The 20,716-nt window shown below is 38.5% G+C and carries 19 protein-coding genes; 2 read left to right on the forward strand and 17 right to left on the reverse strand.

All coding sequences use genetic code 11. The features are described 5' to 3' along the window. Nucleotides 1-5 precede the first annotated feature (5 nt). The 9 genes from ACIQ7T_RS18385 to fadH form a co-directional block, all read right to left on the reverse strand. On the reverse strand, nt 6-1,466 hold the full coding sequence (locus tag ACIQ7T_RS18385) for a hypothetical protein (protein ID WP_402872316.1): 1,461 nt from the start codon (nt 1,464-1,466) through the stop codon (nt 6-8). 12 nt (nt 1,467-1,478) lie between these two features. Then, nucleotides 1,479-2,324 (reverse strand): ABC transporter permease, encoded by an 846-nt coding sequence (locus ACIQ7T_RS18390; RefSeq protein ID WP_370076939.1) that lies wholly within the window; start codon nt 2,322-2,324, stop codon nt 1,479-1,481. After that, nucleotides 2,321-3,256 carry an ABC transporter ATP-binding protein gene (locus ACIQ7T_RS18395; protein ID WP_402872319.1) on the reverse strand — a complete coding sequence of 312 codons (936 nt, stop codon included), beginning with the start codon at nt 3,254-3,256 and terminating at the stop codon, nt 2,321-2,323. Before ACIQ7T_RS18395 ends, ACIQ7T_RS18390 begins: the two co-directional genes overlap by 4 nt. After that, the gene (locus tag ACIQ7T_RS18400) at nt 3,256-5,643 is read right to left on the reverse strand and encodes a DUF7408 domain-containing protein (protein WP_402872321.1); all 2,388 of its coding nucleotides are present in this window, start codon (nt 5,641-5,643) and stop codon (nt 3,256-3,258) included. Before ACIQ7T_RS18400 ends, ACIQ7T_RS18395 begins: the two co-directional genes overlap by 1 nt. Nucleotides 5,644-6,007: 364 nt before the next feature. Then, entirely contained in the window at nt 6,008-6,205 is a 198-nt protein-coding gene (locus ACIQ7T_RS18405; RefSeq protein WP_402872323.1) for a hypothetical protein, read from the reverse strand. 227 nt (nt 6,206-6,432) lie between these two features. After that, nucleotides 6,433-7,320 carry a transcriptional regulator CcpC gene (locus ACIQ7T_RS18410; RefSeq protein WP_402872376.1) on the reverse strand — a complete coding sequence of 296 codons (888 nt, stop codon included), beginning with the start codon at nt 7,318-7,320 and terminating at the stop codon, nt 6,433-6,435. A gap of 68 nt (nt 7,321-7,388) precedes the next feature. Then, nucleotides 7,389-7,829 (reverse strand): cyclic-di-AMP-binding protein CbpB, encoded by a 441-nt coding sequence (gene cbpB / locus ACIQ7T_RS18415; RefSeq protein WP_370076931.1) that lies wholly within the window; start codon nt 7,827-7,829, stop codon nt 7,389-7,391. 252 nt (nt 7,830-8,081) lie between these two features. Beyond that, nucleotides 8,082-8,321 carry a hypothetical protein gene (locus ACIQ7T_RS18420; RefSeq protein WP_049668244.1) on the reverse strand — a complete coding sequence of 80 codons (240 nt, stop codon included), beginning with the start codon at nt 8,319-8,321 and terminating at the stop codon, nt 8,082-8,084. A gap of 230 nt (nt 8,322-8,551) precedes the next feature. Continuing rightward, nucleotides 8,552-9,319, reverse strand: a complete 768-nt coding sequence (gene fadH / locus ACIQ7T_RS18425) for a 2,4-dienoyl-CoA reductase (protein ID WP_370076929.1) — start codon at nt 9,317-9,319, stop codon at nt 8,552-8,554. 180 nt (nt 9,320-9,499) lie between these two features. Here fadH and ACIQ7T_RS18430 point away from each other — a divergent pair, with 180 nt between their 5' ends. Next, entirely contained in the window at nt 9,500-9,892 is a 393-nt protein-coding gene (locus tag ACIQ7T_RS18430) for a hypothetical protein (protein WP_402872326.1), read from the forward strand. A 6-nt stretch (nt 9,893-9,898) separates the two neighbouring features. On the opposite strand, the gene ACIQ7T_RS18435 is transcribed toward ACIQ7T_RS18430, so the two are convergent. The 7 genes from ACIQ7T_RS18435 to ACIQ7T_RS18465 form a co-directional block, all read right to left on the reverse strand. Beyond that, the gene (locus tag ACIQ7T_RS18435; protein WP_402872329.1) at nt 9,899-10,723 is read right to left on the reverse strand and encodes a PP2C family serine/threonine-protein phosphatase; all 825 of its coding nucleotides are present in this window, start codon (nt 10,721-10,723) and stop codon (nt 9,899-9,901) included. Beyond that, on the reverse strand, nt 10,716-11,168 hold the full coding sequence (locus ACIQ7T_RS18440) for an HIT family protein (RefSeq protein WP_402872332.1): 453 nt from the start codon (nt 11,166-11,168) through the stop codon (nt 10,716-10,718). The genes ACIQ7T_RS18435 and ACIQ7T_RS18440 overlap by 8 nt, the downstream gene beginning before the upstream one ends. Nucleotides 11,169-11,309: 141 nt before the next feature. After that, on the reverse strand, nt 11,310-12,494 hold the full coding sequence (locus ACIQ7T_RS18445; protein ID WP_402872335.1) for an iron-containing alcohol dehydrogenase: 1,185 nt from the start codon (nt 12,492-12,494) through the stop codon (nt 11,310-11,312). A 16-nt stretch (nt 12,495-12,510) separates the two neighbouring features. Beyond that, nucleotides 12,511-13,272: a 3-hydroxybutyrate dehydrogenase gene (locus tag ACIQ7T_RS18450; RefSeq protein WP_370076924.1), complete on the reverse strand. Its 762-nt coding sequence runs from the start codon at nt 13,270-13,272 to the stop codon at nt 12,511-12,513. Nucleotides 13,273-13,283: 11 nt separating this feature from the next. Continuing rightward, nucleotides 13,284-14,600 (reverse strand): GntP family permease, encoded by a 1,317-nt coding sequence (locus ACIQ7T_RS18455; RefSeq protein ID WP_370076923.1) that lies wholly within the window; start codon nt 14,598-14,600, stop codon nt 13,284-13,286. A 67-nt stretch (nt 14,601-14,667) separates the two neighbouring features. Beyond that, complete coding sequence (locus ACIQ7T_RS18460) at nt 14,668-16,188, reverse strand: CoA-acylating methylmalonate-semialdehyde dehydrogenase (RefSeq protein ID WP_402872339.1); 1,521 nt, start codon at nt 16,186-16,188, stop codon at nt 14,668-14,670. 15 nt (nt 16,189-16,203) lie between these two features. Then, nucleotides 16,204-17,097, reverse strand: a complete 894-nt coding sequence (locus tag ACIQ7T_RS18465; RefSeq protein WP_402872342.1) for an NAD(P)-dependent oxidoreductase — start codon at nt 17,095-17,097, stop codon at nt 16,204-16,206. A gap of 225 nt (nt 17,098-17,322) precedes the next feature. On the opposite strand from ACIQ7T_RS18465, the gene ACIQ7T_RS18470 reads away from it, so the two are divergent. After that, nucleotides 17,323-17,937, forward strand: coding sequence for a TetR/AcrR family transcriptional regulator (locus ACIQ7T_RS18470; RefSeq protein ID WP_402872345.1), 615 nt, complete (start codon nt 17,323-17,325; stop codon nt 17,935-17,937). Between the two features lie 769 nt (nt 17,938-18,706). Here the strand turns inward: ACIQ7T_RS18470 and ACIQ7T_RS18475 are convergent. After that, nucleotides 18,707-20,710 (reverse strand): EAL domain-containing protein, encoded by a 2,004-nt coding sequence (locus ACIQ7T_RS18475; RefSeq protein WP_370076902.1) that lies wholly within the window; start codon nt 20,708-20,710, stop codon nt 18,707-18,709. Between the last annotated feature and the right edge of the window lie 6 nt (nt 20,711-20,716).

The following is a 20,716-nucleotide window of genomic DNA, read 5'->3' on the forward strand; positions in this document are numbered from 1 at the left end:
TCCTCCTACTTAGAGTCAATTGACGTGAAATAAGATTGCACGACATTTTGTAAATCCTTCGGTAATTGTAAACGCTCTGAGCTTTCTAAATAGCTATCTTTATAGGAACCTATAACTTCCTCATAAGAACGGATAGAACCTTTAGTAATCGGGCCATTTCCTTGTTGCTCTGAAACATGTGATCCATCTCCTAATGCTCCACCATCAACTGAAGTCTGACTAGAGCCACCAATTCTATTCGGTGTTGTCAATAAATCGCGGCCGCCCTGTCCTGTGCCTGCGCCTTTACCTCCTTGAGCAGTACCTTGACTTTGACCATTGCCATTTCCCTGACCTTGTCCTTGACCTTGTCCTTGACCTTGTCCTTGACCCTGACCTTGTCCGTTTCCTTGACCATTGCCTTGTCCTTGTTGATTGCTTTGATTCGATCCTTGTTTCTGTCCTTGACCACTAGCCTGTTGGGAACCATTTTGAGAATTAGTTTGGCCTTGTTGTCCTGTTTGACCTTGTTGATTACTTTGCTGTGAATTCGCTGATGGATTGGTATTAGGATTGTTTTGCTGATTATTATTGGCACTATTGGCACTCGCAATAGCATTTTGTAGAGTATTGCTTGCAGGTTTCCCAAGCTTGCTCATAGCTGTCTGAGTAGCATTTGCATTTTGCGTTAGCTCCTGCTGCATTTGGGCGAGCTCCTTCAATTGCTCCGCTTCTTCCTTCGATAAGCCTTTGTCGTCAGAAGCGCCCTCCTTACTAGCCGTTTGCTTATCCTTTAATTGTTGCTCCTTTAAAGAAAGCTCCTTTTGCTTTTTCACAACTTCGCGTAATGCCTCTTCAGCTGTTTCTGTCTTTTTTAACGTATTTTGCAATTCTTTTAATTGCTCTTTCACTTCTTTTGTTTCTGCTTTTTTCTCTAATTTAGCAACTTCCTTCTTTACGTCTTCAATGACAGCTTTTTCTTTTTCCACCTCAATTGCTTCAATTTGTGAAGCTGCTGGGAACATATAAAGAATGGCCAGTACGACAGCTGTTCCAAATAAGCCAATCAATGCTTTGGGGCGAAATAAAATTTTTTTCCGAGCCTTAAAATCAGCAAATGCCTTTTCAACGTTCTCGATTGCTTTCGTTAGTAGAGATTGAACGAGTGGGTCCTTATCGTCCTCGAACGATAAGGCTGTCACAAGTTCATTGTGAGAAAAATAATCATCCAGTGTATGCAATGCTTCCTTTTCTTTCACACGCTTCCACCACATAAACAGCACTGTTGCTAGTATGACTATGATAAAGATAGCAAGAGCTGTTTGGCGATAATACGGCCAAACAAAGAGCCTGGAAACGAGGAAGAGGGCAGCACTCGAAAGCAATGCCAAAAACAAGCCGTACTGTGCAATTGGAATGCTTCTTTCTACTGTTAAACTCGTCTTTGCACGTTGAATATATTTTCGTAATTGCTTACGACGCTCCATAAGATTTCCTCCTTATCGGTTACTTTTCATATTGGCACGTAATTTTTTAATCGCAATTGTTAAACAAACAACAATGATCAATGAATAAGCTATTAAATAACTAATCCATACAGGTAATTTCACTCCTGAAACTTGCACTAAAGCATCGCCCATAGATGATGAAGTAAGCGTAAGCATTAATGCACCTGGGTTAATAGAAGCCCAGAAGTAAGTCATGTAGGAAGTACCAGTACCTGCGGCATTCCCCATTTGATGGAAGGCCATTGATAAGAAGAAGAAAAACGCTGTAATGCCACCTAAAAAAATGATCGAACCATACGTAGAAATCATCGCAACAATTGTTCGTTTTGTAATGGTTGAAAACATAACACCAATACTACCAATGGCTACAACTGTTAATAAATAAAATAAAAATATCGAGATTAATTGAGACGGTGATACGCCACCAAATAAAAATACTAAACTATACAATGGTAACCCTGCGATAAGCATTAATACTAAAAATGCTACCGAGGATAATAATTTCCCAATGATGATTTGAGTAGAACTTTGTGTCGTTGTTAGTAAAATATTTAATGTTTGCTTTTCCCTTTCGCTGCTAATTGCACCGGCAGTTAAGCTCGGTGTAATGAAAAGAACAAGAGCCATTTGTAATATTGTTAAGACTGCGAACATCATAAAGCTTGTGTCTGGTCTAAAGAAACCTTTGCCTGTGAATCCAGTTGTTATAAGCAAAAATCCTACAATAAAAATACAAATAACCGCTAAATAAAACATTAAACCTGAAAAGCTTTTAAAAGAACGGAAGCGCAACTTCAATTCTTTTACGAATACCGGATTATAAAATCGTTCCATCATTGATTGTCCGCTCCCTTCGTAATAGCCATAAAGACATCCTCTAAATCTTTTTCCTCTTCGCTTAATGCATAAATAGGTAAATTCGCAAGTATTGCCTTTTTCAATAGTGCTACCTGATCGTCATCTGTTCCTCGGTAATTAAAGGCTATCTCTAAGCGACTATCCATTACATCTATAGAAGAAATCAGTGGATCCTCCTCCAAAAACGCACGTACCTCGTTTAAACGATCCGTTACTTTTACTACGATACGCTTCTCCCCCTGCAGCTGTGCTTGAATGGAAGCCACATTGCCATGAGCGATAAGCTTACCATTATCAATCACACCGATTTCATCACACATTTCTGCAAGCTCAGGCAAAATATGTGAGGAGATTAAAATCGTTTTTCCCATAGATTTTAAATTCCGTAAAATATCTCGCATTTCTACTCGGGCGCGTGGATCTAAGCCTGAAGCAGGTTCATCCAAAATTAATACTTTAGGATCGTGGATAAGTGCACGTGCCAAACATAGACGCTGCTTCATCCCACGTGACAGTAAATCAACATATTCATGACGTTTATTCGATAAATTCACGAGCTCTAGTAGCTGTGGAATAAGTACTTTTCGTTCAGCTGCCCCAATGCCGTAGCTGGCACCGTAAAAGTCTAAGTATTCGTCTACTTTTAGTTGATCATAAACGCCAAAGAAATCTGGCATATAACCAATTTGTTTTCGAACTTCCTTAGGTTCCTTAATAACGCTTTTACCATTAATAATGGCATCACCTGAAGTTGGAGATAGCAAGGTTGCTAAAATCGAGAATGTAGTCGATTTACCTGCCCCATTGGCACCTACAAAACCAAAGACAACCCCTTCCTCCAAAGATAAATTCAAATGATCTAATGCTGTAAAGGAGCCGTATCTTTTCGTTAAATCACGAATTTCAATCATTATTTCGCCACTCCCTTCAGCTCTACATCTGGTAATCTTGTTTCCTCACCTGTTTGATCTGGTCCGAATTTAATCTCAATCAGCAATTCATCATGATCATTGAAGTATTTTTTTATGTTACCTGTAAACACCTGTTTCGCATCTACCAATGGCTCATAATTTTTCGTTTCGTTATTCCAAATCGATAGCTGCATGCGATCAATATCCTTATTTGAAACTGTCAATTCGTTTAATGTTTGAACTGAATTCATAAACTTATCTGGCATCGCGATGGATACTTCATAGGAACCATCCGACAAGCGCCAATTATTTAATTGTTCATCCACTTTTTCAGCATACGAATTAGGAGATAGTTGGTTTACTGAATACGCAAAGTTGTTACGTTTCATCGTAAATGGACCTGATAACTCTACTTTGCCTTCAAATGGCTGAACAAAATAGGAAATCGGTGACATACTAACACTTGTTTCTAGCTCAACCCCAGCAATTGCTTGGTCTGCCCATGCTGTAATGACAGGTTTTTTATCATCTTCTACAAGCGGTAATGCCATAGATTTCATACCCTCGATACGTGAAGGATTCACGTCTTCCTTCTTCGCTGGATAATTATTAAAATTGTAATTAGTAAAATCAGATGGTTTTTGAAGAACCGTTGCTTTTAGCTCTGTGTCGACTTTAAGTGTACCGTTCGCTTCAATGTCGCCAAGTTTAACTTCTTTAATGCCAGAGATTAGAGTAACGTCCTTTAGGGCAAACGGGAAATTGTTCTTAATTGTCCCAGTTAACTTTTCATTATTTAACGTAATATCGATATCCATCTTCCCAATATTTTGTGCCACTGACTTCCCTGCAAACGATTGCACAGACCAATAACTTAAATCACGTAGTGTTAGCGTTGAACCATTGGCATTTTCCTTAATATAGGATATTTCGTGTAAATCCTCCCTTACCCCTGCGAAATTAATAGAATTTCGTAACGCGAATGCACTTGTATTCTTATCTGCATTAACAACAAAATCACCACTACGATTTGTTAAAATGGACTCTACATAATAACCATTTACACTACTATCTTCATTTATTTTATAAAATGCAGATTGTTGAATTTGCGGTTGCCCAATTCGATCTTTTGCACCAAAAATAAATAGAGCAATAGATAACACAATTGATATCGCAGGAATGATCCACCATGCATGCTCACGTTTGTCTATTTTCTTTAAAATGAAATATAAAATAGGTCCGATAATTAAAATATATAAAATAATAACTATTAGCATATAGCTAACAGATACTTCAAACGAAGGGAATAGCTCATTTATGGTACGCAGGTCATATGGAATTTGATCCAGCGGTGACTGTCCATTAATCATTACCCCTTGTTGTGACATCTTTTGAATATTTATCAATTTTGACACTAGTGCTGGGTAGCCATCCATAGACGCAAGTGGTTGATCTCCTAAAGAAAAGGCTGTTTGAATAATTTCCCCACTGCCAACTTTTTTCTTAGAAGCTAAAATCTTATTGTTATCTGTTAATACAGGAATACTTCCTTTATTTTCAGTTGCTCCATATACAGAAATAGGATGTGCAAATTTTCCTCCTCCTGATAATTTTGATAGGCTATCTGCAGAAACGGATGTCATTTGTTGTGATAATGCTAGTGGTAAATAATCTTTGAAAATACCTGCTGTTGCATTTACTTGATCAGCAGCTCCTACTATTAATGTTCCACCATTTTGTACCCAATTTAGTAAGGACTCTTGTTGCTTTTGCGTTAAATCAGCAATCGCAATTTCATCGATGACGATAACATTCGCCATTGCAAATCCCTGTGTATCCTCTGGCAGTGTATAATCCTTGATTTGCTTTAAATTGAAAACTTCAACACTATTTTGTGGAGCTAATTGGGATAGCTTGAAAAATGCCGATAAACGATCACTATTATCCGTTAATGTGTAAATAAAAACTGATGAAGGATCTAAAAGATTACCTTGTAGCTGCTTTGTTCCTTTATAAGCAACCTTTTTTCCTTTTTCAATGCCTCCTTCATAAAATGCAAACACATCTGCATTCCAGGAATCGATACCCTCTAGATAAATATCAAATGTTTTTTCTTCTCCCGCCGCTATATCTATTGGAAGCACTTTAGCTGACGCAGCTTGATTGGAACTGGAAGTATTGATGACCATATCTCCAGAAAAATCTGTACCATTATTTTTTACTGTTATTTGAATTGGCACAACTGATTGGTATTTTGCTTTACCTGCAATCCCTGCCTTAGCCTGCACATCTAACGTAGCAGCCGCTTTTGCCTGCTCCATAGGTAGAATAAAGCTAATAACAAGCATGAATAGTAGTATGAGTGCCGTTATATTCTTTTTCTTCAAAAACTCAACCCCTTTTATGTAAATTGTTGGTTACATAATTATACGATTTAAATTGTACTTTGTTCCATTTCTTATGACATCTTCATGAATATTCATAAACTCTTAAGAATTAGCTGATTTCCAAAGTTAGGGATGACATTTTATTAAAACGTATGCATGTAAGTGGAGTGGAGGCTAAATTTTATCGATAAACTTTCACGTTTTATCACCTAACTTTTAAATTTTATCGACATCCACCTTCCAAAGAGCAAAAAGGATTCATACACAAAACTGTGTGTGAATCCTTTTTCTAAAGGTTGGGCGATAATTCTTGAAAGTGTTCCGATAAAATAAAAAAGTGGGATGACATTTTTTTAAACCTATGTCATGTGAATAAGTTGATTGGAGTGGAGACTAGGGGACTAGCGTCACAGATGAGACCCTGGAGAGAGCACATAGGGGAACGAAGGCTAACACCATCACGTCCTGTGATAACGCCTTCGTGACCAACATCCTGCTGTTGCTGTCGCTTCGTTGCACTACGTTTTCGCGAAAAAAACATCTGTTGGCCCAAGCGGCTCAACGGACCCCCCAGGAAGCTTTGCTCTGTGCGAAAGCGAAGCGGCAGCAACAAATGTTTTAACTGTGCGAAAGCGAAGCGGCAGCTACAATTGTTTTCTGTAGCGAAAGCAAAGCGGCAGCTACAAAGCGCCCAGTCGGAACGGAAATCAACCTACGCTATGGTGAGATTAAGAATTGGTTAAAAAAGGCAGCCCCGAGTGAATCACTTGAGACTGCCTTGATATTTTTTTATTTCGTATAATCAAACAAACATCGTGCATGGTCTTGCACTACTTCTACAAAAGCCTCTACTTGTCGTAACTCAAATGAAGATTCATAGCCAATTAACCAAGTATCACGCGTTAAACCAAATTCTTTTTCATTATTCGTTAATGCTATTTTATTAATGCCATCATTGTCACTTAAAGTAATGGAAGGTAAAATAGCATAACCAATGCCGTTCAATGCCATTTGCTTACAAATTTCAATCTGATCCACTAAAATTTGCTTTCTTGGATTTGAAGCGAAATGTTGCTGCCACCATTGTTGAATTTCCTGATAATAATTGGAATCACTTTTAAATTGAATAAAAGGTCGGTCTGTCGTCAGGACATCTTCTATAGTTTTTAGCTCTTTATCTACTAAATAAAGGGTGTCACGAAATAGGTGAATTTTTTCCCCTTTCCAATCAACCTGCCCACGCACAATCCCAATATGAGCCTCACCCTCATAAAGCGCTTTTACAATTTCAGAGCTCCAGCCAGTCATCAGAGAGATTTTTGCATCAGGATATTTCGATACAAAATCCTTTAATATGATAGGAAGCCAGTTTTGGCCGACAATCGATGCACAGGCGATTTTCAATGTCCCGTTTACTTTTGTCGTTAAAGATTGGATTGTTTCAAAGATCTCTTCTTTTTTGCTGAGCATTTCTGTTGCATAGGCAATAATAAGCTCTCCAGCAGGTGTCGCCGTAAGTCCTTTTTGCGAACGAATAAATAACTGAGCACCCCAGTCCTTTTCAATAGTCTGCAACCGTTGAGAAAGTGCTGGTTGAGATAAAAATAAACGTTCTGCTGCTTTACGCATATTACGTTCCTCTGCTAGTACTTTTAAAATTTCAGCCTCCGTTGCCATCAATCAGTAAACCTCCGATACAAGCAAAGAGGGCCTCATGATTTTCATCTGAGTCCCCTCTTAAACTACTACTCTTTTTGATAAATATATTTTTTCAATTGCTTTAAAATAACACGTCTTGTTAAAATTCCCGCAAATGTTCCTTCTTCGTCCACAACACATAAAAAGGCGTGATTAATAACTAAGTCGAGCGCTCGCTGGAAAGTATCCTTCAACTTTAATACAGCGATATCTTTCTCCATTATTGTATCCACTTTAATGTCGGGTAGCTTTTCATATTCAATATGTTCTAGTCCAAGAATGGATTCAGTAATCATTTTCATACTTAGTAAACCTTGAAGTCGATATTTCATATCTAAAACAGGTATCGATGAATACCCTGTACGTGTAAGTACTAGGAGTGCATGTTCCGCACTATTTCCACTTTGTACATGTGCAACCTTTTCAGATGAAATAATAAAATCACTAATTGGCATTGCTAATAAGTCTTTGCTGTTAGTTGAAATCATGAACTTCTTCTCCTTTTCTGTCCCCGCTTTGCAGAACAGGATGCTTCCCTTTTATCATATCATAACTATTCCTTTTATGACCACGACAAGGCCGAGAAGAGTTTTTTATAAAGCAACGAATTATTTTAGCATTTTGAACAAAACTAAGTATCTAAAGTGCATATATACGAGAGTTTTTATTTGAGGGCAATGGAGAAATATCTTCATTCAGCCTCATTTATAAAATATGAACTGAATGAAGATATTATTTACTTAATATCCAGCCTTACTCCAGTAATAAAAAATCATTATTCCCAAAAAGAGTAAAAAAATGATATATACCCAAACAACTGGGTTGAGCATAGTCGCATACTCTTCAACGGTTTCTGAAATCGGCGTATCGTTTTCTGATTTCCGCTGAGACGTCATTTTAGCAATTTTCAACGTCGACACAAGCGAAATGGCAGAAATAATCGTAATGGCAATAAGAGCCGGTATTAACCACATACCCATCGTCAAAACTCCTTTCTTTACCCTTAGTATGCGTCAACCCAGCTCTCCATTATGCAAAGTTTTTATTATCAATTAGCCTCGGCAAATTGCCGCTTTCGCGCAGAAAACATTTGCTGCTGTCGCTTCGCTTTCGCCACAAAAATAATTGTAACAGCCATTTCGCTCACGTTACATAAAACACTTGTAGCTGACGCTTTGCTTTCGCTACAGAAAAAAACTGCTGAAAAAAGTTAGAAAGGATACTGATTAAGCCATTGCCCGCCATCAAGTGTCACACATTCACCGTTCATATAACTTGCTTTATTAGACATTATAAATGTAGCTAAATCTGCAATTTCTTCAGGAGTACCTGTCCGGCCTAACGGAACAGAATCTAGCGTACGAGCAGCTGCAGCCTCTGATTCCCAAAGCTTTTCCGCACCACCTGTACGCTCAATTGGACCAGGAGCAATCGCATTTACTCGAATGCCATATTGTTTCCCCCATTCAACAGCTAACGTTCGAGTTAATGACAATACACCTGCTTTTGCTGCTGCAGAATGAATAACACCAGCACCTGCACTCCATGCGTAAGTTGCAACCATATTAATAATAGATCCCTTAATATTATTTTGGATCCAGTACTTACCGACTGCCGAAGAACAAAAGAATGTCCCATTTAAAACAATATCAATAACAGCCTTCCAACCATTTGGTGATAAATCCTCTGCACGCACTATAAAATTACCGGCCGCATTATTCACAAGCCCATCAACTTGTCCAAACTTTTCAACAGCAAATGCTAGCATTGCCTCAGCATGCTCAGGCACTCGAACATCCATTTGGAACGTTTCAATCGTTTTTCCAACCTCTAAAATAAAGGCTTTCGCTTCTGCTAATCGCTCCTCGTTACGACCTGTAATGACAACATTTGCCCCTTCAGCAACAAATTGCTTTGCCATATAAAGCCCCATGCCATTTGATCCACCCGTAATAATAATTGTTTTCCCCTGCAACATACGATTTCCCCCTTCGAAAAAAATGAATGATGATTCATATAAATATTACTATATTTTCTCGTATATGTCATATTAATTCTGCAAAACGTTAGGGAGTAGTCCTACTAGCAGGGATTCTTAAGTTGCGGGGCTATTTCACTGGCGTGCGCGGAGATTCGTTTCCCTTTCGCGGGTATTTCCATGATGCGCGCGGGAATTCACTTCTCTTCCTCGGGTATTTCTCTGACGCGCGCGGAGATCCGCTTCTCTTTCGCGAGTATTTCCATGCCGTGCGCGGGGATCCTCTTTTCTTCCACGAGTATTTCCATGGTGCGCGCGAGTATCTGCTTCTCTTCCACGAGTATTTCCATGGTGCGCGCGAGTATCCACTTCTCTTTCGCGAGTATTTCCATGGTGCGCGCGGGAATTCACTTCTCTTCCTCGGGTATTTCTCTGACGCGCGCGGAGATCCGCTTCTCTTTCGCGAGTATTTCCATGGTGCGCGCGAGTATTCGCTTCTCTTTCGCAAGTATTTCCGTGTTGCGCGGAGATCCGCTTCTCTTCCGCGGGTATTTCCATGGTGCGCGCGGGTAGAATCCATTACGAACTCGCTTCTTGATTACTTGCTCTAGTGGCTTCCTTTGCAATATTAACTTTCCAAAAAACGATAGTGGTGCTATCTCTGACACCATTTTTTTTGATATTGTTTAACATTGAGCAAATGCTCTCTTGATCCGTAGAGTTAAAAAATGAATTATAAATGTTAATAGGGTTTGAATATGGTTCATGGGGACATTCAAGTAAGCCATCTGTGGTTAGAAAAAGACGATTTTCTCCTTTTCTTAATTCTTTAATTCCAATACTGTAGCAAGGGACGTCCTGTTCAAAAGTATTGACTTGGCCTATCCATTCGTAAAATTGCCTTTGATTTAATTGAAACTGACCGAGTGCAGCCAATTCTTGATGAAATAAAAAAAGAACACAGTCTCCAACTGAAAACCACCATACATATTTATCTTTTCTTACGACAATTAAACACGCAGTTTCTCCAGTAATATTCCTGCAAACAGATAAGAACTCTTCTGATTGAAATATAGTTAAAATCTTCTCTTCAAGTCTTTTAAAGGTTTGATGGTTTGTTGGTAATGATAATAAATGTTTAATTTCATCTTTATAATAAAAAAATTGCTCGATAATGATTTGAGCACTCTCAGATGTATTATGCGCATCCAGTAAAACGGAAAATTCCCAATCTTGCTTTTCATCTAGCCATACTAAACAGCCATCTTCGTTTTTATATTGGCCTGCATCGGAGTTACCACCATATCGCCCAACAATAACATGTTTAATTTGATGAACACTTGGTTGATTTATGAAGTTGTCTTGGCTACCTATCCAACTAAAATCTTCAATAGATTTACTCATATGCATTATTCTCCAGATATGCTCTAATACGTGTACAAAGTTTAACAACTTCGCTATTGTCACCCATAGGAGCTTCTTCCCAATCATACACATCATTTGGTCCCCAATACTGTTGAGGGGTATTAGGATATCGAGGAACTAAATGCATATGCAAATGTGGCACTGAGTTTCCGGAAACTAATGAATAAATATGCTCTGCCTTTTCACACTCCATTATTGCCTTACTGACTCTAGCCATAATAACCCCAAATGCTTGTGCCTCTTCTAAAGTCATATCTCCAAGAGTAGGGACATGTCTTTTTAAATCTATCATTATATGACCTAAATAATTGGGTGCTCCATTCCTATCTATATGCCCAACATAAACATATTCGTCTTCATAAATCATGACCCCTGAAGTTTGAATGTTGCCCGTGTGTTTATTGCAAATAAAACATTCTTCCATTAATCCCCACTCCCTCGCTTGAATTTTCGAAATTATAACATAACTACCAATAAATCGGAATACTTTTCCTAACCGATAAAAATAGAGTTACAAATCACATATGATTTGTAACTCTATTTTAGACAGTTTCTTTTCGTAATCCTAAAACTCATAATGGTAAGCAATCTTATAAAGCTCCATTAGTTCTTCCTGTGTTGGAACCTTAGGATTATTTCCAGGGCTACCGCTGGCAATTGCATCAGCTGTCATTTTTGGAATAGCTGCGTAAAAGGCTTGTTCATCAATCCCCCACTGTTTTAAATTCCCTATATCCATCTTCTTGCACAATTCCTTAATCGAAACAATAGCTAAATCGGCAAGCTCTTCTTGTGATAATTGCTCATTATCTGTATTGAAAAATTCACCTATATCCGCCAGCCGTTTGACACAAGCATCCTTTGAAAATTCTAATACTGCTGGCAAGAGCATGGCATTTGAAATACCATGTGGCACATGGAATAGCGCTCCTATCGGACGAGACATGCCATGTACTAAAGCGACAGAAGCATTTGAAAATGAAAGACCTGCTTGCATTGAACCTAGCGACATCGCTTCCCGTGCTTCAATATCATTACCTTGCTCATAAACTTTTAAAATATTATTAACGATTAACTCCATGGCTGATAGTGCAAGTACATTCGAGTAAGGATGTGCTAAACGAGATAAATAACTTTCAATAGCATGACTTAATGCATCGATACCAGTCGCTGCAGTGATGGAGGGTGGGGATGTAACCGTTAAAATCGGATCTACAATAGCGATACTTGGCATAAATGCAGGTTGCTTAATCATCATTTTCACGTCATTTCTCGTATTCGTAATGACTGTTGCATCCGTGGCTTCTGAACCAGTACCAGCCGTTGTCGGTATCGCAATATGCGGGATTGGTGCTTGCTCTGCAATTTTTGCCATTTTCATATAATCGCCAATGTAGCCACCATTCGTTGCAACTACTGCGATCGCTTTTCCTGTATCGATACAGCTCCCACCACCGACGGAAATAATAATGTCGCAGCCCTCAGATTGTAAAATATGGAGCCCCTCTGCTACATACGTATCTACTGGTTCCGTTGTTACGCCTAAATACGAAATCGCTTCCAAACCACTAGCTTTTAATAAAGTATTACATTGATTAACAAAGCCTAAGCTATCCATTATCGGATCACTAATGATAAGAGCCTTAGTCCCCAATTTTTTCGCATAGTCACCTACTTCTTGAAAAGAATCTCGTCCATAAACGATTGTTCCTGGTGAATGTACCGTATAGATTGTTTTTGTTTGAATCATCTTTCACCCTCCTAAACTATTGTGCTGTATAACCGCCATCCAAAAGTATTGCTTGACCTGTTAACCCCTTTGCCATATCACTAGCTAAATAAAGCGCAAGTCCTGTAACTTCCGATACATCTAGTAAGCGTTTTTGAGGAACGAGTGGATAAAGCACCTGCTCAAGCACTTCCTCTACTTGAATTCCCCTTGTCTTTGCCAAATCCGTAAACTGATTACGTACTAATTCTGTATCGACATACCCTGGACAAATCGCATTCACGGTTATCCCTTCAGTTGCAACTTCTAGTGCCGCCACTTTCGTTAAACCGACTAGCCCATGTTTGGCGGCATTGTAGCCAGCTTTACCTGCAAACCCAATAACGCCATTAATGGATGCCATATTAATAATGCGTCCAAACTTATTTTTCTTCATATGTGGTAAGACATATTTCATTGCTATAAAAGGTGCAACAAGCATCACTTTTTGCATGGATTCGAAGATTTCTGTCGCGAAATCCTCTATAAGAGAAACATGCTGAAACCCTGCGTTGTTAATTAAAATATCTATTGTCTTAAACTTTTTAATAGTAAAGTCAATCGCATCACATATTGCCTGTTCATTCGTAACATCACATGTGTATGCAGTTAATTGCGAATTTTGTTGAATTGCCTCCGCTAAAAGCTGTTCATTAATATCTGTTATAACGACATTAGCTCCCTGCTCAGCAAACGCTAACGCCATGGATAACCCGATACCACGGGCTGCTCCTGTAATAAAAACAGTTTTTCCTTTCACGTCAAATCCCCCTACATTCCTAGTGAGAATAATATGATGGCAATCAATGTACCTATAATCGGTATAATGACGGTTAAAGCACCAAATGGCATATAAGCATCTTTATGCTTTTCATTGCATACCGAATTGATGGTTGTTACTACATAACCACCATGTGGCAATGAATCGAGAGAACCTGATGCAATAGCAATTGTACGGTGCAACGCCTCCGTATCAACTCCAATGTCAATATAGTGTGGAGCAAGTAAAGGCAGTGCAATTGTTTGACCACCTGAAGCCGAGCCTGTTAAACCTGCTATTACAGCGATGGCTAACGCACCGCCAATTAACGGACTTCCAGGAATATTAGTCATAACGTCAACAGTTGCCAAAAATGATGGTGTAGCTTTTACCACACCTCCGAAACCAACTACAGCTGCCGTATTAGCGATAGCTACAACTGCCCCCATAGCACCAGCTGCTAGTGTCGCACCGACAGACTTTGAATATTTATAGCTCACTAGATAAGCCATAATACATCCGCTCGTTAATGCCACAATTAGGGCTGAAGTTCCTAGAGATTCGTGGAACGCAAAGGAAATGCCTAAAACTACTACTAGTGGTACAATACTTAAAATTGGACTTGGAAGCTTACGAGATTCATCAACAACTGGATCAGTAGAGCGTTCGATGAATATCTCTCCGCTTTTTACTGCACGTTTGATCATCCAATTTAGCCACAGTGATCCACCAATAGCCATAAAAATTGCAACAATTATACTTACTTCCCATCCGGCGTATGGCGTTGTACCAAGGTATGGAATAGGAATCCAATTTTGAATTTCCGGTGAACCTGCTGAGGTCATCGTAAAGGTTACAGAACCTAAACCAAGTGCAGCAGGGATAAAGCGACGAGGAAAATTAGCTTGCTTGAATAAACTGATAGCCATTGGATATACAGAAAAGGCTACGATAAACACTGAGACTCCACCATACGTTAGTACTGCTGCTGCAGCTACTACTGCATAGGCTGCATATTTCACTCCAATTTTTTCTACAATCCATTTAGAGACACTATCAGCTGCTCCCGTATCTTCCATTACCTTTCCGAAAATGGCTCCTGCCATGAACATTAAATACCATGAACCAACGAATCCAGTGAACCCATCCATATAACTTGTTAAGAAGTTAGCTTGATTCTCATCAGCTGTTTGTGGAAAAAATGCTAGACCATTCGTTACGGCCGCTATCAATGCAGTCAATGGTGCTGAAATCAGTAAATTTACGCCCCTCATTGTTAAATACACAAGTAAAGCTAAACTACCAAAAAGCCCAATGTACTCTAACATCCCCATCCTCCTCTTCTGCTTTTAGAAAAAAGAGCTGTAAAAGTATTATTACAGCTCCTCTTCTGAACTAGTCGTTATTACTTGGGAATGCAAACGTAGATGCTGTCGATGCTTGACCTGTCATCCAACGCTCTGATATTGTTTTTGTTTTAGTGAAGAAGCGTGCTTGATCGGGACCAAACATATGCCCTTCTCCAAAACGAGAACCTTTAAATCCAGCAAAGTTATGGTAGCCTACTGGGATTGGAATTGGGACATTTACACCAACCATACCAACATCGATTTCTGTAGTAAATTTACGAGCTGCTAAACCGTCATTCGTAAAGATTGTTACCCCATTTCCAAGCTCATGCTTATTTATAAGTTGGATTGCTTCGTCCAATGAATCCACACGTACAACATTTCGTGCTGGACCAAATATTTCTTGTTCATAAATTTCCATGCCCGGTTTTACGTTATCTAGCAATGTTGGACCTACAAAGAATCCTTTTGACTCTTTGACAATATCAAGTTCACGACCATCACAAACAACTGTTGCCCCTTCAGACTCTCCTCGATTGATCGCAGCAATAATCGCTTCCTTCGATTGCTGTGAAATGACAGGGCCAAAATCTGTCTCTGGATTTGTATATGAACCTACCTTCAAATTAGTGATTTTCTCCTTTAAGATTTCAAGAAGACGATCTGCTGTATCCTTTCCAACAGGCATAATCGTAGAAATGGCCATACAACGTTGAGAGGCTGCTCCATAAGCTGCTCCGATAAACGCATTTGCTACCTGATCAAGATCTGCATCAGGCATAACAACCATATTGTTTTTTCCTCCACCAAGTGCTGTGACACGTTTACCGTGTTTCGAGCCTGTTTCATAAATATATTTGGCAACTGGTGTCGACCCTACAAATGAAATTGCTTCCACACTCGGATTTTCTAATAGTTCATTAACTGCATCTTTATCTCCATTTACTACCGTCCAAATGCCATCTGGTAACCCAGCCTTTTTCCAAAGCTCACTAACATATAAGGCAGTCATAGGAACACGTTCGGAAGCTTTTAAAATAACGGCATTACCGACAGCAACTGCCATACTTGTTTGCGCTAAAGGCACCATGATCGGGAAGTTAAATGGTGAAATAGCCGCTACAACACCTAAGGGATATTTTGCAGAGTAGGCATTAATGTCACCACCAACATTAACTGAATACTCTCCCTTCATTAAATGAGGTGCACCGATAGCTAAGTCAACAGACTCTAAACCACGTGTAATTTCACCTTTCGCATCCTCAATTGTTTTACCGCTTTCTGTACAAATAATTTGTAAAAGCTCCTCCATATTTTCAGTAATAAGATTACGGAACTTTAATACAATCTCAGCACGTTTAGCTACTGATGTATCTCTCCATTGTGGAAAAGCTGTCTGTGCCTTATCGATTGCCTCTCGAGTTTCTTCTGCAGTTGCAAGCGGAACCTTGGCAATAACCTCACCAGTCGTTGGGTTAAATACCGAACCGAAACGTTCGCTTTTCCCTTCTATTAGTTCCCCACCAATAAAGTGCGTTAATGTTTTAACCTCATGTGCTGTTGTCATATTTATTGTCCTCCTTTAAAATTGTTCAATTTTACATGTTTCTTTTAAACTTAAATAAGCAGCCGACATATCATTTTCTCCATAGCCTTGCTGAGAAATATCACTATAAAGATCCACTAATTTATTCCCGATTCGAAGTGGTACCCCTGCTTCTTCTGCCATATTTTTCGCTAGTTTCAAATCTTTTAATAATAGATTTGTAGAAAAACCTGGCTGATAGTTGTCGTTTTTCATGTATTCTAAAAAATTACGTTCATAAATACGGCTTTGACCGTAACTATTACTTAACACTTCAAACAATGTATCTGCATGGATACCCATCTTTTCACCAAGCACGATTGTTTCAGCGACTGCCTCAGTATAAAATCCAATCATTAAATTATTGAGTAATTTTATACGTGTACCTACACTTGAAGACGTACCCAGATGATAAATATTTTTTCCTACTATTCGGAATATTCCAGATCCGCTTTGATAATCATCCTCTTCACCACCAACCATTATCGTAAGTGTTGCATTAATAGCACCTACAACACCTCCACTAACAGGTGCCCCAAGATATCGTAATCCCAATGATTGTGCTTCCTTATGTAAGGAATCATTCAATTCGGGATTTACCGTACTAAAGTCTATTAATAAACTTCCTTTCTTAGCATGATGCATTATACCCTGTTCAGATCTATATACTTGTTCCACTACTTGTGGTGTCGGCAAGCTCGTCATAATAATATCGCTTTGCTCAGCAACTTCCTTTGCTGTTGCAAGTCCAACTCCACCTTCTTTTTTAAATTGCTCCACTGCTTGTGAATTAGTATCAAAGCCATATACCTTATAGCCAGCCTTTAATAAATTAACTGACATCGGTAACCCCATATTGCCTAAGCCGATAAAACCTAATTTCTCCGTCATTGTTGACATCCCCCGTTCCTTGAAAATCCAATGAACACTAGCCAAACCCTACTCTTTTATCGTAACATTAATAACGTGATTTATTAATTGACCAAAGTCATTGACTACGGTCAATTAAATGATAATCAAATCAAATCCATTACGTCAATCAAAACATTTTATATTTTCAGAATATTTTCCATAAAAAATATGTTAAAATACTTTAACTTGAAGGGATTGTCCAATATGAATTCATTGACTAGCCGTCAAAAAAAGGCATTAGAAACACGGGAAAAATTACTCAAAGCATCTTTAGATTTATTTAATAAACATGGATTCGAGCATGTATCTGTTGAGCAAATTACTAAAGCCTGTAATGTATCAAAAGGAACATTTTACACACATTTCCCATCCAAGTACGACGTTATTTTAGAAAAATTTAAAGAGCTAGATAGTTTTTATGGCTCTGTGGAAAAAAATATTGATCGTACATTGCCTGCAAGTGAAAAAATTTTATTGCTGTATCAAGAACAAATGAAGTATTTAACAAATGTTGTTGGAAAAGATTTGTTACGAACTGTGTATACTGCTGCGATGACAAATCAAGTGGAACAAGATCATTATTTAATAAATCCACAAAGAATGATTTTCCAAATTATGAACAGTTATATCGAAGAAGGTATTCAACTTGGGGAGTTTCGTCACGATATAGAGGTTAATCAAATTCAAGCAATTATTCAACGTTGTATGCGTGCAAATGTTTATGATTGGTTAATCCACAATGAAGATTTCAATTTAGCTGCAGAAATGGCGCAATTTACAGCTATTGTGTTAGATGGATTGAAAGTAGAAAATAAATAGCTCATTTTAGACAGGTTTGCTCAGGTGGAAACAGCATGCGCTCGGGTGTAGTCCTTTTCCAATCCGGTTGTATCTCCGTTCGTTCGGGTTGACGGGAGAACTGCTCGGGTAAAGCATTATTTGATCGAGTTGACCAGAGATGTGATTAGGTGAAGTCCTTTTTTGATCGGCTTGCCCGGAGATGTGATTAGGTGAAGTCCTTTTTTGATCGGCTTGCCCGGAGATGTGATCAGGTGAAGTCCTTTTTTGATCGGCTAGCCCGGAAAAGTGATCAGGTTTAGCCCTTTTTTGATCGCCTTGACCGGAGATGTGATTAGGTATATTCCTTTTTTGATCGGCTTGGCCGGAGATGTAATCAGGTATATTCCTTTTTGATCGGCTTGCCCGGAAAAGTGATCAGGTATAGCCCTTTTTTGATCGCCTTGACCGGAGATGTGATCAGGTATATTCCTTTTTTGATCGGCTAGACCAGAGATGTGATCAGGTATATTCCTTTTTTGATCGGCTTGCCCGGAAAAGTGATCAGGTATAGCCCTTTTTTGATCGGCTTGCCCGGAGATGTGATCAGGTATATTCCTTTTTGATCGGCTTGCCCAGAGATGTGATCAGGTGAAGTCCTTTTTTGATCGGCTTGCCCGGAGATGTGATCAGGTTATGCCTTTTTTTGATCGGTTGTACCTGCATTTCCCTTAGATACCCCTCTTCCCAAAACTCTAAAAAAGTAGCACTTCATCCAATTCACGATGAAGTGCTACTTGACTTGTTTTCATTAGCCGACAAAATATTTATTAACAATGGTTTCTACAGGTAATGGCTTGTTATATAAAAAGCCTTGGCCTTTTTGGCAACAATGACGTTTTAGGAAATCAACCTGTGATGGTTCCTCGATCCCTTCAGCAATGACCTCTAATCCCAAGTTATGGGACATTGAAATAATGGCCTTAATAATTGCCTCATTTTTATCATCTTTCGTAATATCAGCTATAAATGATTGATCAATTTTTATGATGTCTATCGGATAACGCTTTAAATAGCTTAAAGATGAATAGCCTGTTCCAAAATCATCAACCGAAACATAAACACCTAGTTGCTTCAATTCAGTTAAAATTGAAAATGTTTCATGAACATTAGTCATGGAGCTTTCGGTAATTTCCACCTCTAATAATTCAGGTGGCACATTATACTTTTTCAAGGCAGTTTTAATTTTCCGAGCAAAGTTTTCTTTTCTAAATTGTTTTGGTGAAATATTGATGGCAATTCGTACTGGTCGATAACCCTTCATTTGCCACTCTTTTTGATAGCGACATACCTCGTCAATAATCCAATCACCGATTTCAATTATTAAGCCTGATGCCTCCGCAATAGGTATAAATTGTGCAGGAGACACATAGCCAAATTTTCGATTATTCCATCGTAATAAGGCCTCAAAGCTATTGGTGCTGTTATTCGTTAAATCCATTTGTGGTTGTAAATGAATACTTAGCTCATTAAATTCGATAGCACGACGTAAATGGGCCTCCATTAGCGCTTCATTTGGAAAAATAGTTGTCATATCTTCACGATAGTAACGGTAGTGTGAACGCCCATGTTCTTTTACAGAAAACAATGCTTTATCTGCTTTACGTACAAGCGTTTCTAAATCCATGCCATCTGCTGGACTGAGTGAGATACCAATCGACACGCTAATAAAATATTCCTGCCCATCAATCATGAATGGCTGTTTTAATGCGTCTAAAATAGCATTAGCCGTATGTTCAATTTTGTTGATGGTTGCATCTTTTAGAACAAAAATAAATTCATCACTATTATAACGATAAAGAGAGCATTTGGAGTAACAGAGCTCACGAAGTCTATGACTAAACATTCGCATAAGTTCATCACCCTTACTTTCACCAAGGGATTCATTAAACTTTTTAAAGCGATCAATATCCACTAAAATAATAGCTGCTTGCTTATTACGCTTTTTATCATTTAAATGTTGAAGCCAATGCTCCTTAAAAGCCTTGCGATTCCAAATACCCGTTAATTCATCCATTAATGCTAGGTAATAAAAGGCCTCATGATCATTCATAAATGAAGTGGCATCTTTCACAAATAAATGTACACCTATAATTTCACCATTAAAGTACGTTGGATGCGTTCTTAAATAAAATGGTTCTTTACTTAGCAATTGACCTTTAAACATGCATTTGGGCATACCAAATGCTGAGCCCTCAATAGTTTTTGCGAATAATAATTTAAATTCGTTGATATACTTACTCTCTAATAATGAAAAAATATTTTGACCTATCAAGCTTTGATGTTCTTTTGACAATAGAGAAGTGGCAACAACGTTTTGGTGAATAATGCGACCTTGTAAATCAGTTGTTAATACCGGACTTACGTGCTGTTCTACAAATTGCAAATACGGTTCTACCTCATTTTGTTTCTCCCGTAGAATAACTGCTATAACTGATTTTTCTAAGGGCAGTACACGAACAACAAATGTTTTTACTGTGTGCTCCGTACTTTCCTTTAGACTTTGGTCTATATTGAATTCTTGTTGTAATATATTTGATAATTGCAGCCAGCATTGCTCCTTAAAAAATTGTTCTGCGTTGATGGCTTTCACATCTTGTAGCTTAATAAATGACGGTAGCTTTTCGTTAAAATGAACGACTTCAAACGCTTTTGTATCAACTTTTCTCAAACATACGATTGCATCAAATGGGTTGAGTTGTATGAATTGATGATAGTCTGCAAATTGCGCTACACTCTCTTTATATTTTTTCATTATATC

The organism is Lysinibacillus sp. NPDC096212 (assembly GCF_044763105.1).
Taxonomy (GTDB): Bacteria; Bacillota; Bacilli; order Bacillales_A; family Planococcaceae; genus Lysinibacillus.